The sequence below is a fragment of the Sphingomonas sp. IC081 genome (assembly GCF_006874585.1).
Taxonomy (GTDB): domain Bacteria; phylum Pseudomonadota; class Alphaproteobacteria; order Sphingomonadales; family Sphingomonadaceae; genus Novosphingobium.
Genome location: NZ_CP029767.1, coordinates 26,353 through 45,673, shown reverse-complemented (window position 1 = coordinate 45,673; position 19,321 = coordinate 26,353). Strand labels below are relative to the sequence as shown.

The 19,321-nt window shown below is 61.4% G+C and carries 19 protein-coding genes and 3 pseudogenes; 9 read left to right on the top strand and 13 right to left on the bottom strand.

The features are described 5' to 3' along the window. The first annotated feature begins 338 nt into the window (after nt 1-338). The 3 genes from DM450_RS25540 to DM450_RS25530 are packed head-to-tail and all read left to right on the top strand — an operon-like array spanning nt 339 to nt 1,283. On the top strand, nt 339-563 hold the full coding sequence (locus tag DM450_RS25540) for an antitoxin MazE family protein (protein ID WP_142640278.1): 225 nt from the start codon (nt 339-341) through the stop codon (nt 561-563). Beyond that, on the top strand, nt 560-883 hold the full coding sequence (locus tag DM450_RS25535) for a type II toxin-antitoxin system PemK/MazF family toxin (RefSeq protein WP_142640276.1): 324 nt from the start codon (nt 560-562) through the stop codon (nt 881-883). Before DM450_RS25540 ends, DM450_RS25535 begins: the two co-directional genes overlap by 4 nt. Before the next feature lie 19 nt (nt 884-902). Next, complete coding sequence (locus tag DM450_RS25530; protein ID WP_142640275.1) at nt 903-1,283, top strand: hypothetical protein; 381 nt, start codon at nt 903-905, stop codon at nt 1,281-1,283. A gap of 226 nt (nt 1,284-1,509) precedes the next feature. On the opposite strand, the gene DM450_RS25525 is transcribed toward DM450_RS25530, so the two are convergent. Next, nucleotides 1,510-1,728 carry a conjugal transfer protein TraD gene (locus DM450_RS25525; protein ID WP_142640273.1) on the bottom strand — a complete coding sequence of 73 codons (219 nt, stop codon included), beginning with the start codon at nt 1,726-1,728 and terminating at the stop codon, nt 1,510-1,512. A gap of 37 nt (nt 1,729-1,765) precedes the next feature. Continuing rightward, nucleotides 1,766-2,068: a conjugal transfer protein TraD gene (locus DM450_RS25520; RefSeq protein ID WP_142640271.1), complete on the bottom strand. Its 303-nt coding sequence runs from the start codon at nt 2,066-2,068 to the stop codon at nt 1,766-1,768. Between the two features lie 168 nt (nt 2,069-2,236). On the opposite strand from DM450_RS25520, the gene traA reads away from it, so the two are divergent. Together traA and DM450_RS25510 are read left to right on the top strand one after the other, a co-directional pair. After that, nucleotides 2,237-5,299: a Ti-type conjugative transfer relaxase TraA gene (gene traA / locus DM450_RS25515; RefSeq protein WP_142640269.1), complete on the top strand. Its 3,063-nt coding sequence runs from the start codon at nt 2,237-2,239 to the stop codon at nt 5,297-5,299. 8 nt (nt 5,300-5,307) lie between these two features. Further along, nucleotides 5,308-6,024: a DUF6118 family protein gene (locus DM450_RS25510; protein WP_142640267.1), complete on the top strand. Its 717-nt coding sequence runs from the start codon at nt 5,308-5,310 to the stop codon at nt 6,022-6,024. A gap of 25 nt (nt 6,025-6,049) precedes the next feature. Here DM450_RS25510 and DM450_RS25505 read toward each other — a convergent pair whose 3' ends face one another. From DM450_RS25505 to DM450_RS25495, 3 genes and pseudogenes are all read right to left on the bottom strand, one after another. Continuing rightward, on the bottom strand, nt 6,050-6,358 hold the full coding sequence (locus DM450_RS25505; protein WP_142640265.1) for a hypothetical protein: 309 nt from the start codon (nt 6,356-6,358) through the stop codon (nt 6,050-6,052). Nucleotides 6,359-6,413: 55 nt separating this feature from the next. After that, nucleotides 6,414-6,686: pseudogene (locus tag DM450_RS25500) on the bottom strand (tyrosine-type recombinase/integrase); the annotation flags it as partial. Nucleotides 6,687-6,797: 111 nt separating this feature from the next. Next, the gene (locus DM450_RS25495) at nt 6,798-7,565 is read right to left on the bottom strand and encodes an SDR family NAD(P)-dependent oxidoreductase (protein ID WP_260610780.1); all 768 of its coding nucleotides are present in this window, start codon (nt 7,563-7,565) and stop codon (nt 6,798-6,800) included. Between DM450_RS25495 and DM450_RS25490 the strand changes: the two genes are divergently transcribed. The 4 genes and pseudogenes from DM450_RS25490 to istB form a co-directional block, all read left to right on the top strand. Next, on the top strand, nt 7,552-8,316 hold the full coding sequence (locus tag DM450_RS25490) for an IS6-like element IS6100 family transposase (protein ID WP_001389365.1): 765 nt from the start codon (nt 7,552-7,554) through the stop codon (nt 8,314-8,316). The genes DM450_RS25495 and DM450_RS25490 overlap by 14 nt on opposite strands. A gap of 55 nt (nt 8,317-8,371) precedes the next feature. Further along, nucleotides 8,372-8,893, top strand: a pseudogene (locus DM450_RS25485) (Tn3 family transposase); the annotation flags it as partial. Between the two features lie 105 nt (nt 8,894-8,998). After that, on the top strand, nt 8,999-9,613 hold the full coding sequence (locus tag DM450_RS25480; RefSeq protein WP_142640263.1) for a recombinase family protein: 615 nt from the start codon (nt 8,999-9,001) through the stop codon (nt 9,611-9,613). 28 nt (nt 9,614-9,641) lie between these two features. Next, nucleotides 9,642-10,118: pseudogene (gene istB / locus DM450_RS25475) on the top strand (IS21-like element helper ATPase IstB); the annotation flags it as partial. A gap of 227 nt (nt 10,119-10,345) precedes the next feature. On the opposite strand, the gene DM450_RS25470 reads toward istB, so the two are convergent. The 8 genes from DM450_RS25470 to DM450_RS25435 form a co-directional block, all read right to left on the bottom strand. After that, entirely contained in the window at nt 10,346-11,305 is a 960-nt protein-coding gene (locus DM450_RS25470) for an aldo/keto reductase (RefSeq protein WP_260610789.1), read from the bottom strand. A gap of 2 nt (nt 11,306-11,307) precedes the next feature. After that, nucleotides 11,308-12,882: an FAD-dependent oxidoreductase gene (locus tag DM450_RS25465; RefSeq protein ID WP_142640259.1), complete on the bottom strand. Its 1,575-nt coding sequence runs from the start codon at nt 12,880-12,882 to the stop codon at nt 11,308-11,310. Between the two features lie 109 nt (nt 12,883-12,991). Next, nucleotides 12,992-14,326, bottom strand: a complete 1,335-nt coding sequence (locus tag DM450_RS25460) for a hypothetical protein (protein WP_142640257.1) — start codon at nt 14,324-14,326, stop codon at nt 12,992-12,994. Between the two features lie 240 nt (nt 14,327-14,566). Further along, nucleotides 14,567-15,325, bottom strand: coding sequence for a WecB/TagA/CpsF family glycosyltransferase (locus DM450_RS25455; protein WP_185928890.1), 759 nt, complete (start codon nt 15,323-15,325; stop codon nt 14,567-14,569). Further along, the gene (locus DM450_RS25450; RefSeq protein WP_142640253.1) at nt 15,309-16,460 is read right to left on the bottom strand and encodes a glycosyltransferase family 4 protein; all 1,152 of its coding nucleotides are present in this window, start codon (nt 16,458-16,460) and stop codon (nt 15,309-15,311) included. The genes DM450_RS25455 and DM450_RS25450 overlap by 17 nt, the downstream gene beginning before the upstream one ends. Before the next feature lies 1 nt (nt 16,461). Further along, nucleotides 16,462-17,253, bottom strand: coding sequence for a glycosyltransferase family 2 protein (locus DM450_RS25445; protein ID WP_142640251.1), 792 nt, complete (start codon nt 17,251-17,253; stop codon nt 16,462-16,464). Continuing rightward, nucleotides 17,250-17,975, bottom strand: a complete 726-nt coding sequence (locus DM450_RS25440) for a hypothetical protein (RefSeq protein ID WP_142640249.1) — start codon at nt 17,973-17,975, stop codon at nt 17,250-17,252. Before DM450_RS25440 ends, DM450_RS25445 begins: the two co-directional genes overlap by 4 nt. A 97-nt stretch (nt 17,976-18,072) precedes the next feature. Continuing rightward, nucleotides 18,073-19,263 (bottom strand): glycosyltransferase family 4 protein, encoded by a 1,191-nt coding sequence (locus DM450_RS25435; protein WP_185928889.1) that lies wholly within the window; start codon nt 19,261-19,263, stop codon nt 18,073-18,075. Nucleotides 19,264-19,321: the final 58 nt, after the last annotated feature.

Here is a 19,321-nt window from a genome sequence, read left to right as displayed (position 1 = left end):
GTCGCGCCGATTGCTAACGGTGAGGTCATACCCCAAAACTCACCTTTAGACCGCCAGAGCGCGATTTTTCGCGCCTTCGGGCGATTTTTGTCGCAGGCGGAGGTATAGCAAATCGTCATCGGATAGATATACAAACGATATTATAATGATTGCGGGTTGTTGTGATGGACCGCAGCGCCCCCGCTCGCATGAGGATGGTCCATTCCCACCCATGGTGGCCCGTATGAGGTTTACAGAAGCAGATCATCAGCCGACCATCAGAAAAACGGCCAGTTTCCTTGCAGCGACGGCCGACATGGCCTATGTTACATGTAACAATTTGAATTGGAGTAACCTTGGTGCCAGCACCAGTAACAGAACGAGTCCAGAAGCGTCGCGACGCCCTGCGCGCGGCCGGTCTGCGACCGATCCAGATATGGGTTCCCGATACCCGACGGCCAGGATTCGCGGAGGAATGTCGACGACAGGCGCTGGTAGTCGCAGCGGCCGACGCGGCGGATCGCGATCTAGATGCCTTCATGGATGCAGCCCTGGTCGATCTTGATCCCGAGGGTGAGGCGTGAACCGAGGTGATCTGGTGACGATCGCGCTGTCCGGTGAATTTGGCAAACCGCGCCCCGCCCTCATCATCCAGTCGGACCAGTTCGACCAGACCGGCACCGTCACGGTGCTACTGGTGTCGGGCACGCTGGTGGACGCACCCCTGATCCGCACGACGATCGATCCGACTCCGGCCAATGGTTTGAGGAAGCGGTCGCAGGTCATGGTGGACAAGGCCATGTCGGTGAACCGCGACAAGATCGGGGCGACGATCGGCCACCTCGATGCCGAAGCCATGCTGCCGGTCACGCGAGCACTGGCCGTCTTCTTCGTCATTGCCTGATCCGACAATGGCGAAAAACGTGGCTACCACTGATAATGGTCTCTTTCCTCCTGGGGACAGGAGGGGCTTTGCGGTTCCGGTTTCACCCGGCCATTCGCTGCTGCTCCTGAACAACTACATGCGGACGGATCTGCTGCTCGGTATCCACCGGCACGTTCATCTATTGCAGGACCAAAACGCGCCGGGATCGCCGATCCACCATCTGGCGGACAGCATCGCCCATGTCGTGGCCACATATGACGGCATGAACTTGTTCGAGTGTGTTGCCCGCAACACCCTGCACATCGACGCTGATTTCGAGTTCCGCCCCGAGCCGGACTATGCTCACGACATCAAACTCATGAAGCATCATCTCGGTTGTCTCCAACGGACGATCAGGGACTTGTCTCGCGACGACTAAGGCCCAGGCCGTTTTTTTGGGGGCGCCACCCGGCATGAGGTGAACTCCGACTGCCGGAAAAGAGAGCCGGCCCGGACGGGAACCGGACCGGCTTCAGGCACAGCGCAAGGTCAGGAGGAGCGGGGGTGCCGCAGACCTTGAACTGCTGTCACGCACTGTTGGGGGCACACCATTGCGCAACATCGAATTGAGCGCAACCGTGATCGGCGGCGGGGTCACCGCCAGCCTATGCGCCATCGTCCGCTTCCGCCTCGAACGCACGTTTGCCGCGCCGCTTCCACAGCGCCAGGATGTCGCCGGCGTCGTTCCCCCGGACGCGCGCGGCCAGATCGAGCATCGCGCCATAGAGGGTGGCACGATCGTCGTCGGTCAGCTCGACCAGGCCGGCTTTCTGGACGAGGCCGCCAAGCTCAATCAGATGACGGGTGCGTTCACGGCGAGCCACGACCCATCCTCTCGTATCGGTGCGGCGCTGGGCGGCTTCAACGCGGCGTCTCGCCTGGACCAGTTTCGCTTGCGCCTTCGCCGTTGCTGCGAGCGCGTCGGGCAGTTTCCCGGCTGCGTTGCTGAAAGTAGGCGGAGCCTTTCGCGCGCCACACCTCCCTTGCATCCGCATCGGCTTCCACGGCGGCGATGAGCACGCCCGCGAGGGTTTCAGTATCGAGCACATCAGCTCCGCACGCTGTCACCAGTTGCCCAAGCTGCTCGATTTTTTTGGCCTTGAGCACGCGGGCCTTGGCATCCAGCGCTTTCAGCTCCGCGTCATAGTTCCGAACCCTGCGCATGGCATCTCCCTCGCACACATCGACAAGTAGCAGCTTATCATACCGCGATACGAGAACAGAGCTTTGACCACAACACGAACAATGTCAATCAGGCGAACGGAGAGAGTTTGAGTGCGCGCTTATACGTCGTTGCCGACGTGCGCTAAGAAGGGTAGTGTAGAGGCCGTCATGGCGATCTATCATTTCTCGGCCAAAGTGATCAGTCGCGGACGCGGATCGAGCGCGGTGGCGTCTGCTGCCTATCGTTCGGCAGCCGAGCTTCACGACGAGCGGCTTGGGCGCACCCATGACTTCACGAACAAGGCCGGCGTCGTGCATTCCGAAGTGTTGTTGCCGGAAGGTGCGCCAGAGCGGTTAGGCGACCGCGAAAGGCTATGGAACGAGGTCGAGGCTGGCGAGATCCGCAAGGACGCGCAGCTTGCCCGTGAGGTGGAATTCTCGATTCCGCGCGAGATGAACCGGGAGCAGGGCGTCAGCCTGGCGCGCGACTTTGTGGCCAAGCAGTTCGTGGAACGCGGCATGGTCGCGGACCTCAATGTGCATTGGGATGTGGGCAAGGATGGCCAGCCCAAGCCCCATGCCCATGTCATGCTGACGATGCGCGAAGTGGGGCCGGAGGGGTTCGGCCAGAAGGTGCGCGAGTGGAACGGCACGGAGTTGCTGAAGGATTGGCGCGAGGCGTGGGAGGTCCATGTCAACGAGCGCCTGGCGGCACTCGATATAGACGCCCGCATCGATCACCGGACGTTGCAGGCGCAGGGCATCGAGCTAGAGCCGCAGCACAAGATCGGCCCCGCTGGATCGCGGCGGTTGGAGCGTGGTGAGGATGCCGAGCGGGCCGATGACCATTTGCGCATTGCGCGCGAGAACGGCGCGAAAATCATCGCCGATCCGGGTATTGCGCTTGATGCGATCACGCGGGGGCAGGCGACGTTCACGGTGCGTGACCTCGCCATGTTCGCGCACCGGCACAGTGACGGCAAGGAGCAGTTCGACCAGGTGCTGGGGGCGGTGCGGTCTTCGCCTGAATTGGTGGCGCTGGGGCAGGATGGGAAAGGCCAGGAGCGGTTCACCTCACGCGACATGATCGCGGCCGAGCAGCGGTTGGAGCGGGCGGCCGATACGCTTGCCGACAGGGCTGTGCATGGCGTTGCCGAGCGGCATGTGAGCCGCGCGCTGGAGTTGGCGGAAGGGCGAGGGCTTGTCTTGTCGGCCGAGCAGCGCGGGGCGCTGGAGCGGATCACGGACCGGGACGGGCTGGCGTCGGTGGTGGGGTATGCTGGCAGCGGCAAGTCGGCGATGCTGGGGGTGGCGCGCGAGGCTTGGGAGGCGGCGGGCTACGAGGTGCGCGGTGCAGCGTTGTCGGGGATCGCGGCGGAGAATCTGGAAGGGGGATCGGGCATCGCCTCGCGGACGATCGCCAGCATGGAATATCAGTGGGGGCAAGGCCGCGAGGCTTTGGGGCCGCGCGATGTGCTGGTGATCGACGAGGCCGGCATGATCGGCACGCGCCAGTTGGAGCGGGTATTGTCGGCGGCGGAACGGGCCGGGGCCAAGGTGGTGCTGGTCGGCGATCCGGAACAGCTACAGGCGATCGAGGCCGGGGCGGCGTTCCGTTCTGTCACCGAGCGGCATGGCTGGGCCGAGATCACGGAGATACGGCGGCAGCACGAGGACTGGCAGCGTGATGCGACCAGGGCGCTGGCGACGGGCCGCACTGGTGAGGCGGTGCACGCCTATGAGGCGCGCGGCATGGTTGCGGTTGCCGAAACCCGCGAGCAGGCCCGGGAAGCCCTTGTGGAGCGCTGGGACGCGCAGCGCGTGGCCGATCCGGATCAGACCCGGATCATCCTCACCCATACCAATGCCGAGGTGCGCGACCTCAACCTGGCCGCGCGCGATCGGCTGCGCGATGCCGGCGAGCTGGGCGAGGACGTGCGGGTATCGGCCGAGCGGGGTGCGCGCGAGTTTGCGAGCGGCGATCGCATCATGTTCCTGAAGAACGAGCGCGGGCTTGGGGTCAAGAACGGCACCTTGGGGAAGATCGAGCAGGTATCGCCGGAGCGCCTGGCCGTCCGCCTTGATGATGGCCGACAGGTGGCGTTCGACCTCAAGGACTATGCCCATGTCGATCATGGCTATGCCGCGACCATTCATAAATCGCAGGGGGTGACGGTCGATCGCGCGCATGTGCTGGCGACCCCCGGCATGGACCGGCATTCGGCCTATGTGGCGTTGTCGCGGCACCGGGACGGAGTGCAGCTCCATTACGGCCGCGACGACTTTGCCGATCAGCGCCAGCTTGTCCGCACGCTTGGCCGGGAGCGGGCGAAAGACATGGCATCGGATTACCCGATGTTTCGGGACCCCGATGCCGGGGTGCGCGACTTTGCCGAGCGGCGCGGGTTGTCGGGCGAGATCCGCATGGCGGATGCGCCCGAAAAGCGCGGAATTGGGGATGACCGCGGCGTTGGCGCGGCGAAGGCCGCGCCCGAGCAGCAACCGCGGCGCGGGATGTTCGATGGCCTGCGTTCCGGCTTCTCGCGGCCAGCGCCGGAGCAGGTGCCTGCCGGCGACAAGCCGAAGCGGTCGATGTTCGACGGGTTGAAGCTGTCGGCCGGACCGGCATCGCCGGCGCCGGCGAAGGCGGCCGAGCGTGGGCAGGATCGCAGCTATGTCCAGGCGGTCGAACGGACGGCGCGCGCGGCGCAGGCGATCATCCAGGCGCAGGAGCGCGGCGCGCCGGTATTGGAGCATCAGAAAGTCGCGCTCGAGACCGCGCGCGGCACGCTCGAGCAAATCCGGCCCGGTGCCTCGCGCGACATGATCGCGGCCATCGAGCGCGATCCCGGCCTGATCGGCGAGGCGGCGGCGGGGCGTAGCGGGCCGATGCTCACGGCGATCAATACCGAGGCGCGGGTGCGCACCGATCCCGTGTTGCGTGCCGATCGGTTCGTGGAGCGCTGGCAGGGGCTGCGCCAGGAGCGCGACCAGCTTTACCGTGCCGGCGACATGGCGGGCCGCGAGAAGGCCGGGCAGGCGCTTGCCGGTATGGCGAAAAGCCTTGAGCGCGATCCGCAGGTGGAATCGATCCTGCGCGGGCGCACCCGCGAGTTGGGGTTGGAGATCGGCAAGAACCGCAGCCACGACTTCGGACGCGGCGATCTTGGGCGTGAACTGGCGCTGGAGTTAGGCATGGGCCGGGGCCGCGATCTTGGCATGAGCCGGTAGGAGAGAATATGGTCGAGGGAGAATATCACGACGATGCCCAGGCTGGCGATGATCCGGCGGTGGCGTTCGATCGGTTGCGCGGGGAGGTGGCGTTGCTGCGCCGTGCGGTCGCGGATATGGCGGCGGCGCGCACGTCGATCGAGATACCGAACTATCAGCCGACGCTGGAGCGCACCGAAAAGGTGCTGGGGCTTTTGGCGCAGCAGGTGGACGGCGTGCGCAAGAGTCCGGCCATGCAGATCACCCCGGAAACGCTGGGGGATCGTGTAAACGCCTCCGTCACCAAGGCGACCAGCGAATTGCGCAGCCTCGTGCAATCCTCGAAATCGTCGCTGGACGGGGCCACCCGCGATCTTTCCGGCCTGGTGGCGTCGGCGCGGCATGGCGATGAACAGAACCAATGGCTCTATGTGTTCGGCATCGGCGGTGTGGTGCTGGGGCTGTTGCTCTACGCCGTGCTGGCGGGGCCGATCGCGCGTATGATGCCGGCAAGCTGGCTATGGCCTGAGCGCATGGCGACGCGCGTGCTGGGCGAAAGCGACCAATGGGATGCAGGGCAGCGGCTCATGCAGCGCGCTTCACCGCAAAGCTGGCACCTGATCGTTGTGGCGGCGCCGCTTGCGGACGGGAACCGGCAGGAAATCGAGAAATGCAGCGCGGCAGCGACCAAGGCCAAAAAGCCGGTGCGCTGCGCGATCGAGGTGAAGCCGGTGATCGGGGGGTGAGGTTGCAGGCTTGCGCCGGCGCAAGTCAGGCATCGAGAGCCACCGCCTGCTTTTTCTGGTCCCACTCGGCCCGATCAGCACGAATGATGGCACCGAAATCGCGCCTAACATCGGCAACGGACGCGCCGTCATAGAAGCTCAAGGCGCTGTGAAGTTCAGCGCACTGACGCATCCGCAGGTGCAGGAAAGCGAGGCGGTCAGGATTGGGGGCCTCTTTCCGTTCTTCCTCGTCGAGGGCGGCCGAACACATCCCGACCACGTAGTTGATGCTGTCCCTTGCGCCGTCATAGGCAACGTCCTGATCTGGCATCCACTGGGGTTGTGGTTCCGTCATATCTTCCCTTCCCTCACTTGCGCCGGCGCAAGTCCGTTGCTGCGCTGCCCAGCTTTCAAATCAAGACTCTCTCCACCTCGTCGAGTATCACATCGTCGGGCCGGCGATCATAAAGCTGGGTGGTGCGGGTTGAGCTATGGTTTGCCATCGTTGCAGCCGTTTCCAGCGTTCCGCCGTTTTTCAGGTAGGTGGTGATCCCGGTCGCGCGGAAAGAATGGTTGCCGATCGCGGTTTCGATGCCGATCGCGGCCGCCCGCCGGCGGATCATGGCGTGCGCGCTCTGCTGGGGGAGGGGGGTGTTGCTGAGGCGCTTCGTCTTGCGCCCAATTGGGGTGACTACACGAAAGTGACGTATCTGCACGCTAAGGGCGAACAAATCCGGTACGATGCCAGCAGATGCTATTCGCAGGCTTTCCTGCCCCTTTTATGTGGTGCCGCCCTACGGGCGCCGATATGGGAGGGCGGCAATCCGATTGACCAACGATCGAGGTAGAACCCTGCTCGCCAAATATGTGAGCTGGTTGCCCATCCCCGGTATGGCGAAGGATTGCCGATAAACCAGAGCGTGGACTGCATGGGCCGCGCACCGGTCAACGTCCATCAAACCCAACCTCCCCCACTTCAAATCGCTGAGGGCAGCCATGTCTGTGTCGATTCCACCGGGTGCAAAAGACCCAACACTCACTCCCGTCCCGGCAAGCTCCACGGAAAGCGCTCGCATGAGGGTGCTCACATAGGCTTTCGACGCGCCGTAGACCGCTTGGAAGGGCACGGATGTTTCGCCCGCCAGGCTCGACACGGCGATTACTGAGGATTCAAACGGCTGCTCCCTGAAAATCGCAATCAGGCGAGCCAGCAAATCCGTGAAACCGAGTATGTTTGTTTCAATTACCTCGGCATAAGTGTCGGCACGGCCTGCATCAAATGAACCAACGCTCGTCATTCCGGCAACCAACAAAGCGGCTGTTACTTGCAATTCTGCAACCTTAGCCGCGATTTTCTCCCTGCCCTCGATTTCACGTTGATCAGCCACTATAATCTCGCACGGCACATTGAACCGCTCGTCAATTTCGGTCTGTAGCTCCCGCAAGTTGTCGAGCCTTCGTCCAACAATCAGGGGCTTGGCCTGGTAGGCTCTGTTGCAAAAATCGTGAAGCTTGAGCATGCTTGGCGGAGATTGGACGGACGGAACGATGACGGATTTCAAGTGGCGCCATTTCCAGGGTGATGTGATCCTGTGGGCGGTGCGCTGGTATTGTCGCTATCCGATCAGCTATCGCGACCTTGAGGAAATGCTGGCGGAACGCGGCATTTCGGTCGACCATACGACGATCTATCGCTGGGTCCAGTGCTACGCCCCGGAGATGGAGAAGCGGCTGCGCTGGTTCTGGCGGCGTGGCTTTGATCCGAGCTGGCGCCTGGATGAAACCTACGTCAAGGTGCGGGGCAAGTGGACCTACCTGTACCGGGCAGTCGACAAGCGGGGCGACACGATCGATTTCTACCTGTCGCCGACCCGCAGCGCCAAGGCAGCGAAGCGGTTCCTGGGCAAGGCCCTGCGAGGCCTGAAGCACTGGGAAAAGCCTGCCACGCTCAATACCGACAAAGCGCCGAGCTATGGTGCAGCGATCACCGAATTGAAGCGCGAAGGAAAGCTGGACCGGGAGACGGCCCACCGGCAGGTGAAGTATCTCAATAACGTGATCGAGGCCGATCACGGAAAGCTCAAGATACTGATCAAGCCGGTGCGCGGTTTCAAATCGATCCCCACGGCCTATGCCACGATCAAGGGATTCGAAGTCATGCGAGCCCTGCGCAAAGGACAGGCTCGCCCCTGGTGCCTGCAGCCCGGCATCAGGGGCGAGGTGCGCCTTGTGGAGAGAGCTTTTGGCATTGGGCCCTCGGCGCTGACGGAGGCCATGGGCATGCTCAACCACCATTTCGCAGCAGCCGCCTGATCGGCGCAGAGCGACAGCCTACCTCTGACTGCCGCCAATCTTTGCAACAGAGCCGGACGAACTGCTGCGGTTCGCCACGTCGATCCGCACCGGCACCGTCACTGCTTCGGCGATGCTGCGCCGCCTGTCCGCCTATCCGCGACAGAACGGACTGGCCCTCGCGCTACGCGAACTGGGCCGCCTCGAACGCTCGATTTTCATGCTCGACTGGCTGCGCGACATCGATCTGCGCCGGCGCACCCAGGCGGGCCTCAACAAGGGCGAGGCCCGCAACGCGCTCGCCCGCGCGATCTTCTTCAACCAGCTAGGCGAACTGCGCGATCGTCGGTTCGAGAACCAGACCTATCGTGCCTCCGGCCTCAATCTGCTCGTCGCCGCCATCATCTTGTGGAACACCCGCTATCTCGAAATGGCGCTGGCGGACATCGGCACGCCCGATGAGATCGCCCGCCACATCGCACCCTTGGGCTGGGAGCATATTTCGCTGACCGGTGATTATAGCTGGAATGTCGATGATCGGCCCGATCCGGATGCGTTGCGACCGCTGCGCGCCGTCAGCTCCCTGTTAGCCGCATGACGTTCGCTATCCGTTCGCCCTTACCGTGCAGATACGTCACTTTCGTGTAGTCACCCCTCAAATGCCTATGCTCGCTCCGCCACCTCAAACCTTCGTTTGTGATCCATGCTGATCGGCTACGCCCGCGTCTCCAAAGCTGATGGCTCGCAGTCCCTCGACCTGCAGCACGACGCTCTTCGCGCCGCCGGTGTCGAGCCAGGCAATATCTATGATGATCGTGCATCCGGTAGCCGTGATGATCGACCCGGTCTTGCCGCCTGCCTCAAATCGTTGCGCGACGGCGACGTCCTGATTGTCTGGAAGCTCGATCGGCTCGGCCGAACGCTCGCGCATCTGGTCAGCACGGTGCAGAACCTGTCGGATCGAGGCATCGGTCTGAGGGTGCTGACCGGCAAGGGCGCGCAGATCGACACCACGACGCCATCGGGCCGTATGGTATTCGGCATTTTCGCCACGCTGGCGGAGTTCGAGCGGGATATGATCCGCGAGCGCACCATGGCTGGCCTGGCCGCCGCCCGCGCGCGGGGCCGTAAGGGCGGCCGCAAGTTTGCCCTTTCCAAAGCTCAGGTGCGCCTCGCCCAGGCCGCCATGGCCCAGCGCGACACGTCCGTCTCCGATCTATGCAAGGAACTCGGGATCGAGCGCGTCACTCTCTACCGCTATGTCGGTCCCAAGGGTGAACTCAGAGATTACGGAAAGCGCGTCCTCGGCTTAGCGTAGGATTTCGCCCCCTCCCGCAAACGACCCCTTCATGGACAGCGCCGACAATGTCGTACTGATCGGTGGGCCCGGCACCGGAAAAAGTCACATCGCCACCGCCCTCGGCGTCCAGGCTGTCGAACACCATCGAAGGAAGGTGCGTTTCTTCGCCACCGTCGATCTGGTCAATGCGCTCGAGCAGGAAAAGGCGGCCAACAAGGCTGGCCAGCTGGCCGAACGCCTGCTCAAGCTCGACCTCATCATCCTGGATGAACTTGGCTATCTGCCATTCAGCCCGTCAGGCGGCGCACTTCTGTTCCATCTGCTCAGCAAACTCTACGAGCGCACCAGCGTCGTGATCACCACCAACCTGAGCTTCAGCGAATGGGCCAGCATCTTCGGCGATGCCAAGATGACCACGGCCTTGCTCGATCGCCTTACTCACCACTGCCATATCCTGGAAACCGGCAATGACAGCTTCCGCTTCAGGACCAGTTCCACAACACCAAAAGTCAGAAAGGGGTAAAGCCAACTCTTGACCCTGCCCGCCCGGGGCAGCACATAACCCACACCCACCCGGGTCAGTTCTCAATGAAAATCCCGGGTCAAGTCTCAGCGCAAATCAACAGCCTCCGACAAACCCGGCGCGGTTCAATCAGCTCGATCAGGGCCATTCTGTCGTCGGTCATCGTCGTCTTCTCCAGGTTCGAGTCGCATCCGAACCCTACCAGAAGATCGACGGTGGCTACCCTCTCAGGGAAACCTTCCTACACCACTCCGCGGGACACGACCATATAGTTCATAGAGCGCCCTGGCCTTCAGGATGAGACCTTCGTCGTTTGCCACGCGCGCCAAAGACGCGACACGTCGTGGGCGTGAAGTCGATGCCAGCACAATGCCGCCGCGATTCTGATCCAACGCGGCGCCCAACAGCAACAGCGGCAGCACCTCAGGATCACGAAGGTCCGCATCGATGATCCGCGACCAGGCCTCCAGTCGCGCGGGGTCCGTTTCTTGGAGCTGACCGATGGCGGTCAGGCCATTGCGGATTGCACGATGTGTAATGGTCAAGCTTCCAGGAAGCGGCACAATCTCAACATCCGCGATCGACCATTCATGTTGTGCCACGTGAAACAGCTCCGGCCATTCCGTGCACAGAGCCTGGCTGTCCGGCCGTGAACTACCGACACCAAGCGCCTGAACCCGGCCGGCGGCGCGCAGCTCGGACAGGGTGTCGGAAAGGCCTGCGCTGCAATCGCCCCGCCGCATCTCGTGCATCAGCAATAGATCGACATGAACGGTGCCAAGCGCTGTCAGACTCTCACTCAGCGATTGCCTCAGCGCCGCAGGCTCGAAGGTGCGCGCCGAGCCCCCCACGGTCTGCCTGCGCGCCCGCTCGCGCCAGCGCGCCGGCAGCGCACCGAGAATTGGCCTCAGCCACCCACGCAGCGACGCAATAAGCGTTGCGTTGCGTGGACGCGGTATGCCGAACTTGGTCGTGATCGTCACGGCATCGCGGTGGCCGCGAAGCGCCTCGCCGAGGATCGCCTCGGCCTGCCCATTGCCATAGGATGGCGCAACGTCGAAATGCCGGATACCCGCTTCGAGTGCGGCCTCGATGAGGGCCAGACTGTTTCTGCGGTCCCGCCCGCCGTTCAGCCCCGAGCAGCCAAAGCCGATGCGCGTCGTCACGCGTCCGCCGGGCAGGATCACGTTCAAAGCCGATTCTCCCCGATGTGGTCCGCCAGACGCAACGCCAGTGAGATCGCCGTGAAGGTCGGATTGGCGAAGCCCGTCGTTGGATAAACGGCCGCGCTGGCGAGATAGAGGTTCGACGTACCGAACACGCGCAAATTGGCATCGACCACGCCCTCGTCGGCGTTACGCCCCATCCGCGCGCCCGACATCTGATGGATCGCATCGCCTATGCGCGAGAGGAAGGCCGGATCCTCGTGTTCGAGCTGCGGGTCGAGTGTGACGTTCGCCAGGCCAAGCCGTTCGAGCGCCGCTTTGACATGCCCGGCGAAATCCGAAAACGCTTGGAGTTCCCGGCCATCGATTTGCCAGTCGACTTCCACCATTTGCATGCCAAGGGCGTCGCGTTCGGGGCTCAAGCGGATCCGGCTGACGCGCGTGGGAATCTGCTCGCCATAAAGGGCGAGACGCACGCGCGTCCCGCCCGGCTTGAACGACCGGTTGGCGACGATATAGCGCCAGACCAGCGGCGCGGCGACCCGGAGTACCGCGAGCAGATGGGCGGGTATCTTCAGCGGATTGTCGGGCATCCGGCCGTCCATGAGCGACCGGATGAACATCTTGATATTGTCGAGATGCTCGCTGAACTGGTTATCGAAGCGAAACTGAGCTGCGACATCCACGGCCTGTTTGGACTTCTGCGCGGCTTGGGAAAGCCTGATCTTCGGATAATATTTGAAACCCTTGAGATAGATGTTGTCGAACAGGTCATGGAAGCGGTCGCGGTCGATCACTTCGACCTCGCCCGCCAAGCTGTCGAGATGGTCGAGGAAGCCGACGCCAAGCCAGGGATTATCGTGCCATGGTGCCGGCTGCCCGTTGGACAGGGGGTGAAGCAGCAGCCGGACCGTCTCGATCGTGCCGCAAGCCACGATGACTCGGTCCGTCTTGAGACGCAACGTCCGGCCATTGACGGCCTTGGCGTTGGTCTCCGTCACCTTGCCCGCCATATCGACCTCGAACCCGGTGACATTGGCGTGCGTGACGATCCGCAGACTGGTGTTTGCGTCGATGTCCTTCCGGAAGAGTTTCGCGAAATTGCGCTGAGGAATCCACCTTGTCAGCTGAAGCGACAGCGCGTCATCACCCAGATCCGCCGACACGCCGACCTTGTCCCAGATCTTCGCATCTTCCATTTCGGCCCGGGATAAGCCAACCAGCGCATAGGCCTCGTCATAATAGGGGCGCAGGTCAGCATGGCTGATCGGCCAGCCGGACGGCGCGACCCACGGACGCTCCTCGAAGATGAAGGAGTCGAATGGAACGACCTGCCCGCCCCAAAATGTCGTCGAGCCACCAAGCACCCGATAGCGCCCGATGCCGAGATGCTTGAAGGGATGACCGACCGAAAAGCCCTTCATCAACTCCTGGGACTTGGTTTCGAGTCCCTTGCCGCCGCCCTCCAGCAGAGTGACCTTGTGCCCGGCTCGCGCAAGCTTGACGGCCAGGGCCAGACCGACCGCTCCAGCGCCGATCACGCAGATTTCATCGGTCAGATCCAGGTCGCTCGCGGCATTCTGCAGATCGGTGATCATGAAATTGGCGCCGCCTCCCTTCGCGCTTCATCAGTCCAGACGATGATTCCGGCCGAGGATCGATCAGGCGTCTCCGCCGGCCGGAGTGTCAAGGCTCGCATGTGCCCGGTCATTCAATGACGCCGGCCGCGAGCAGATCGTCGATCAGCGCTTTAAGCCGCTCAGCCAATTGCGCGACGTTTGCCGAGCGGGTGTCGAACGGCGAACGATCGGCAATGCCCCTGGCCGGCGACCAGCTCTCGATCTCGGTGCTCCGCTCATCAAGGGCGCGGTTGATCCTGAACCGTCCCGAGGCGTCGATCGCGCTCATCACAGTACCATCCGGCTTGAGGAAGCGGATCAGGTCCGCCCTTTGCTGTCCGGCCGCGACGATATCCAGCGCGCTGTTGTCCGGGTTGCCCGCGTAGAGTCTGTCCGCCCGCTCGACAAAGCTGGCGGTCTCGCCGCTGGTGTAGCGCGCGAGGTCTTCGGTGATACGCAGACCGAGGCGCTCGTCGACGACGAGATTCACCGCGCCGAAGCGACGGCAATTGTCGACCACGATGGCGGCGCCAGCACCGGCTCGGATCCGTACGAGCGTCTCGACCAGTCCCTTTCCAATGGTTCCGCCCAAGCCCTCGCTGTCACGGACACTCCCGGAGGCGCCATTTGTGAAGATGACTCCACTGTCCAGATTCTCCACGTGCAGGCCTTCGACGACGACCCGTGAGGCATTGGCGAGCAGGCCGCATGCCTGCCGCTGGCCCAGTGCCCCGGTGGTGAGCGATGCCTTGGTGATGCGGCCCTGATTGGCATTGCCGTTGATCTGGACGAATGTCCGGTCCTTCGCCGTGCTGGACGGAAAGGCGTGAATGTCGTTCAGAGTCCAGTTCTGCGGCGTGCAGTGCTGGTAAGCTTCGAACGTTATGGCACTGCTGCCCCAGTTCATGATCGTGGCCTGATCGATGCCGCTGTGCTCCTGCGCCATGTTGGTCCAGACCCCGCCGAGCCCTGGCACGTGATTGCAGTCGATGACAGCGTTGATCCGGCAATGAAAGGCAACTTTGTCCTGCAGTCGGCTCGATCCGAGCGTAAAAAGATAGCCAATCATTTCAGGGCCGTAGCCTTGGCTCTGGAACGACTGCGCCGCGCTCCAGCGCGTCTGTGGCGTGTCGAGCGAGACCTGATGCGGGAGCTCGAATGTCCGGGACAGAAAGACCTGGCCCGCATCGGCCGCGATTGCCGCGGGATTGCGCGGGTTCGCAAGGCGGAGATGCTCGGCGATCTGGTCAAGCAGGTCTGAGTTATATTTGGCCGCCTCGAGGCTGTCCTCATTGTATCGAAACGATGCCGCTACTTTGTTCACTGTCTCGCGCTGTGCCTCTTGGGCGTTAGCGGTCAAGACTTTGAGCGGATCCGAGGAAATACCCAAAACACCCGCAATCATGACATCCCTGCGGTTCATGGATAAACCTTTCGTTTGTCGCCGGCTGCCCGAGTCTGGAAAATGAAGTTAAAGTCATGAAATGCAAAAATACAATATAACTCATAATATAATGGAATCGATTTAAAGAAAAGTTCTGCAATATTATGAATTGGTAATGGCGGGGCGCTCTTGTCGAGGTTCGGCCGCGCCGTGAAACGCTGCCTTTTCCAGGCCTGTGGCGGCTCGCCCCATCGTCGGCTCAACGGCGTTCACAGCCGGCTATCGCGGCGAACGCCCGATGGCCAAAAGCACCAGGAATCGTGGAACCAGGACGAGATAGCGGCGCCACAGACGCTGTGGTTCCTGCAAAAGCCTATGGAACCATTCCAGCATCATTTTCTGCATCCAGAAAGGAGCCCGATCGACGGATCCGCTATGAAAATCGAAGGCGGCTCCGACGCCCAGCAGTGTCTGACTGGCATGGCGGTAATTGCGCCACATCCAGACGTCCTGCTTCGGTGACGACAGACCGATCCAGACGACATCAGCCTTGCTCTCCTTGAACCGCGCGAGGGCCGCCAGGTCCGGCTCATCGCTGACCGGAGCAAAGGGAGGACTTTCATAGCCGACGATGGCGACACCCGTATATTTTGCCTCGAAATGCTCTTTCAGTTGTTTGGCGACGCCTTCCTTGCCGCCATAGAAATAATGACGGAGACCGGTCTGCACGGAGCGCCGCATCAGTTGATCCATGAAGTCCGGTCCGCAAGTCCGCCGCACCTTGAACCCTCTGAACTTGCCGATCATGGCGAGTGGCATGCCGTCCGGCGCGACGATCGTGGCGTCATGATGCAGGTCACGAATAGTTTCGTCCTCCGCAATGGTCATGAGGCTCGCAACATCGCGAAAACAGACGAAACGCCCGACATCGTCCCGCGCCCAGCTCTCGACCAGCGTCGCCGCCAAATCGGGAGTCACGACCGAAATGGGGACCCCGATGACATTGTAGGTTCCGATGGGTTCAAATTGTGGATCCATTAGCTCCTCCATGCATTTCGCATGCGCTGTCGCATGCGCTGTCGCATGTTCCGGCATGCCCCATGGCATGTTTTGCCATTTGTTCAAATGCCTTCGATGACCCATCAAGAGTCCGCGAAAGAGCCGCCAGCCTGGCCTGTGTTCCCCAACTGCGCCACCTCTCCGGATCGTCCAGCAGGGCATCGATCTGCCGGCTCCATGCCGCCACTTCCAGCGGCAGAACCAGTCCATTCACGCCGGAGAGGACCAGATCGTCACTCGCCCCGACATGGGACGACGCGAATACCGGAGTCGCGCATTGCATGGCCTCATTGGAAACCAATCCCCAGGGCTCCCATCGCGAAGGGAATAGCAATATCCGGGCCGATGAAAAAACCCCCGCCATTTCATGCCATTGCAACGACGGTTCGTGAAGCAAGCGAATGGGCAACGCGCGCAGTCTTTCCAGAGCCTCCTGCTCCATCGGCCCGCTTCCGACCAGACGCACGCTCAGTCCGGCGCGCTGCCCCGCAAGTCGCTCGATGACATCGAGGAAGAAGCTGATGTTTTTCGCTTCATCATTGAGATGGGCAACCCAAAGCACATCCCATGGGCGTGCGTCGAAATCGGGCGTGTCGCTTGGCGCCGGCCAGGCTGGAACCAGCGGAACCTCAAAGATCGCCGCAGGATCGACGCCGCACTCCTCGAAATAGGCGCGCCCCTTCTTGCCACATACCGCAATCGCGGCGCATCGGCGCACGACGGGCGGCCGGATCAAGCGATGCAACAGTGACTGCGGCATGGTTTCGGCCCAGCCGTCGATCGTCAGAGCCAGCCGCCGCTTCCGCCACCGCGCCCAGAGATAGCCGGCAAGCATCGATGGATAGAATCCATTGATGACGAGCAGGTCCGGCGAAAGTCGATCCAGCGTCCTAAAAACGCCCCGGTTGACATGCGCAAAGCGTCCGGGCCCGAGTCTAACCACCATGCCCGGCAGCACGACATGCGCAAATTGGACGGAAAACGCCCCCCAACTGCGATTGGATTCAACCGCGGTGCAGCTCAGGACCGTCAGGTCAAGTCCTCTCGCCACCAGATTATTGTACAATCTGGCCGTGTATGGTGTCAGCATATTATTGAATATGACGACCTTCATTCTACAAGGTCGTATATTTAAAGGCGCGAAGGTAGCCGATCAGCTTATCCTTCGCTCGAATATCGAACCTTGCGCCATATCTCTTCAGGACTTCGAAAAGGTCCTGTCGATAGGCGCTGCGAGAGCGCGTTCTGTAGAAGCTTTTCTTGTTATAGGAAAAGAGGACAGTGGGTGCCGGGTCATAGGCGCCATTGCCCTGACCGAGCAATTCGAAATAGGCGGCCAGGTCCACACATGATTTCAGCGTTGAGTCATAACCGCCGCGCCGCAAGAGGTCTTCGCGAAAATATGCGACCGCAGAATGAATGAGAAAATTCTTGTTGAAAATATCGCTCTTATCAAAGATTCTGATATCATCAATACCGCCATCTGAAGGTATGAATCTGGCGTAATCTTCGGTTTCCTTCAGATCATCTTCCGGAACGACGACGCCGCCAGTCGCGAACAGCTTGAAGTCCGGAAAACTGTTGACCAGAGCCGTCAGTTTCATCAACCGTTGTGGCAACACAACATCGTCGACGTCTATGATGGCCACAAGTGGGCGGCTTGCGGCCCTTAATCCGGCATTGAGTGCTGCTGAACGCCCCGACCTCTCGAGTGCCACCAATTTGATCGCCGGATGGTTCGCCTGCCTGACCAATTCGACGCTGCCGTCACTGGAGCCATCGTCGACAAGGACGATCTCGGCGCCACTGTCGGCCGCGATCTTGCCAAGATGCGCGATGTAGCGCGGAAGATAGGGCACGCCATTGTAGACGGTGGTCACGAACGAAAAATCGGCAACGGTTGTCATGAGCCGCGCTCCGGAACGAAGGTCGTGATCGAGCGGATGGCCAACCGCACGCCGGCGTCTGCGACGGCCAGAGGCTGCGCCTGAATGTTAGGACTGCCGCCATGACGTTCGGCATAATACCAGAGCGCCTTGCGCAATCGACGATTGCGCAGGAGCCAGTCCGCTGGACGGTCCGTCACCTTGAAATTGCCGAACCGATTCTGCCACCTAATCCAGAACAGGTCTTCTCGGACCGGCATCATTCGCAAGTGCAATATCCAAAGGCCCGTCGGCTCGTCGCGCAGATAGCATTGCAGCTCGAACAGCCCCGCCGTTTCCCACTCGGTCGCTTGCACATGGAATGTACCGATCGGTCCGCTGACGCTCGCCTCTTGAACCGGGAACTGGTGCCAGACATTGGTACCCCGATGTTCCAGTCTCCGCCCAGCGATATTTCCGACTGGAAATTGCCGCGCATCGAAACGAAATCGGCAGACAAAATCCTGAAATACACTAGGACGCTTCGTTTTCAGTTCGATGATCCGCTCAATTGTTCTTTCGGATATCTCACAACTTGCTTCAATAATATGGCCACTTTCGGACATATTTACGTCAAATAGGCAAGACCCACCTGTGTCGTTGGACAACTCTTTCAATATGTTTTGAGAATTATTCCAACCGCCTTCTGTCGTCGAAATAAACGATCCCCGGTCAGCCGTTTCTATACCCCAATGCGTGCCCATGACCGCCCCCCCCCAGGAAACGGCATCAGGGCTGCCCCTGGAAATGGCCATGCTGAGTGTTTCGTGTCCGACCAAGATAGATCTCACTTCGCTGGCGCTAGATTCGATTACGCGACCGTTGGTCATTACGCAATCGCAGCATACTTTGATAAATTTCCTCTATCAGCACAACATTGCGAATCCTGTCATATTGGGATTCATAGAGTTGTCGCGCATTGCGGCCCAGCATGCTGGTGTTGTCGCGATTGTTGCACGCCTGCTGGATCGCACGGATCCAGCCCTCTTCATCATCGACGTCCACGGTCCAGCCCGTCTTTTCGGGATGGACAAGTTCGGCGAGTGATCCCAATCGCGAGGCGATCACCGGCGTGCCAGTGGAATAGGTTTCGAGCAGAACCATCGGAAAGCCTTCGTACCAGCGCGACGGCATGACCACCGCGGCGGCTCGCTTTATCCGCGCAATGACCTCTTCACGGGGCATATGACCGAGCAGGCGCACATTCTCCGGCACGCCATTGCGCCGGATCTCCCCGAGTGCCGGACCGTCGCCGATCACATCAATGCCGATATCCTGATCCAGCAACCTTGGCGCGATGCGCATGAGGAAATCGACGCCCTTTTCGGGCGAGCAGCGGCCCACGAAAACCACCTTGCGATCGCGGACCGGATCACCCACGCCGAGATCCTCGACGGTATTAGGCTTGATCAGAATCTGATCCGCCGGAAAATCGTCGGCAATAAAGCGGGACCGAGCAAATTGGGTCAGCGCGATCAGGCGCAAGCCCGGGTTGCGGTTGCAGACCGCCTTGAACGCAAGCCCCATCCGCGCGGTGATGGCCGAGCCCAGGCGAGAACCGCGATAGCAACCGTGCAGAACGGCGGGAATGCGGCTTTTCCCCACGCACTGCTCGCAGATCGCGCCGTCGCGCATCAACATTGCCCCCGCGCAGATGAAGCGAAAATTGTGCAATGTGAGCAGCGTCGGCAGCCCCATATGCAAGGCGTGCTCGACGACGCTTGGCGTAATACGCGGGAAAATATTGTGAAAGTGGACGATGTCGGGCTTGAAGGGCAATGCCACGGTGTCAAATAGGCGCTGCATGGCAGGGGACTTCGTCGCCTGAAGGGCGGCATTCATCTTTGAAGCCAGACCCGAAATCCCGTCATTGTCGACGAGCCAGACCTTCACATCGTGGCCCGCCTGTCGAAGATTGGCGGCTTCGACCTCGACAACCGTGTCTTCCCCGCCCCGCTGCTGATAGCGATTATGGGCAATCAGGATTCGCATGGCGGCTCCCTTCATGGGGGTTCGAGAAGACCGCCGGCACAGGATGGCTATACGCCGG

Coding starts and splice junctions, on each gene's coding strand:
- DM450_RS25520 (WP_142640271.1), bottom strand. CDS start 2,068: ATGCGCAGGGTTCGGAACTATGACGCGGAGCTGAAAGCGCTGGATGCC.
- traA (WP_142640269.1), top strand. CDS start 2,237: ATGGCGATCTATCATTTCTCGGCCAAAGTGATCAGTCGCGGACGCGGA.
- DM450_RS25510 (WP_142640267.1), top strand. CDS start 5,308: ATGGTCGAGGGAGAATATCACGACGATGCCCAGGCTGGCGATGATCCG.
- DM450_RS25505 (WP_142640265.1), bottom strand. CDS start 6,358: ATGACGGAACCACAACCCCAGTGGATGCCAGATCAGGACGTTGCCTAT.
- DM450_RS25490 (WP_001389365.1), top strand. CDS start 7,552: ATGACGGATTTCAAGTGGCGCCATTTCCAGGGTGATGTGATCCTGTGG.
- DM450_RS25480 (WP_142640263.1), top strand. CDS start 8,999: ATGCTGATCGGCTACGCCCGCGTCTCCAAAGCTGATGGCTCGCAGTCC.
- DM450_RS25465 (WP_142640259.1), bottom strand. CDS start 12,882: ATGATCACCGATCTGCAGAATGCCGCGAGCGACCTGGATCTGACCGAT.
- DM450_RS25460 (WP_142640257.1), bottom strand. CDS start 14,326: ATGAACCGCAGGGATGTCATGATTGCGGGTGTTTTGGGTATTTCCTCG.
- DM450_RS25455 (WP_185928890.1), bottom strand. CDS start 15,325: ATGGATCCACAATTTGAACCCATCGGAACCTACAATGTCATCGGGGTC.
- DM450_RS25450 (WP_142640253.1), bottom strand. CDS start 16,460: ATGAAGGTCGTCATATTCAATAATATGCTGACACCATACACGGCCAGA.
- DM450_RS25445 (WP_142640251.1), bottom strand. CDS start 17,253: ATGACAACCGTTGCCGATTTTTCGTTCGTGACCACCGTCTACAATGGC.
- DM450_RS25440 (WP_142640249.1), bottom strand. CDS start 17,975: ATGGGCACGCATTGGGGTATAGAAACGGCTGACCGGGGATCGTTTATT.
- DM450_RS25435 (WP_185928889.1), bottom strand. CDS start 19,263: ATGCGAATCCTGATTGCCCATAATCGCTATCAGCAGCGGGGCGGGGAA.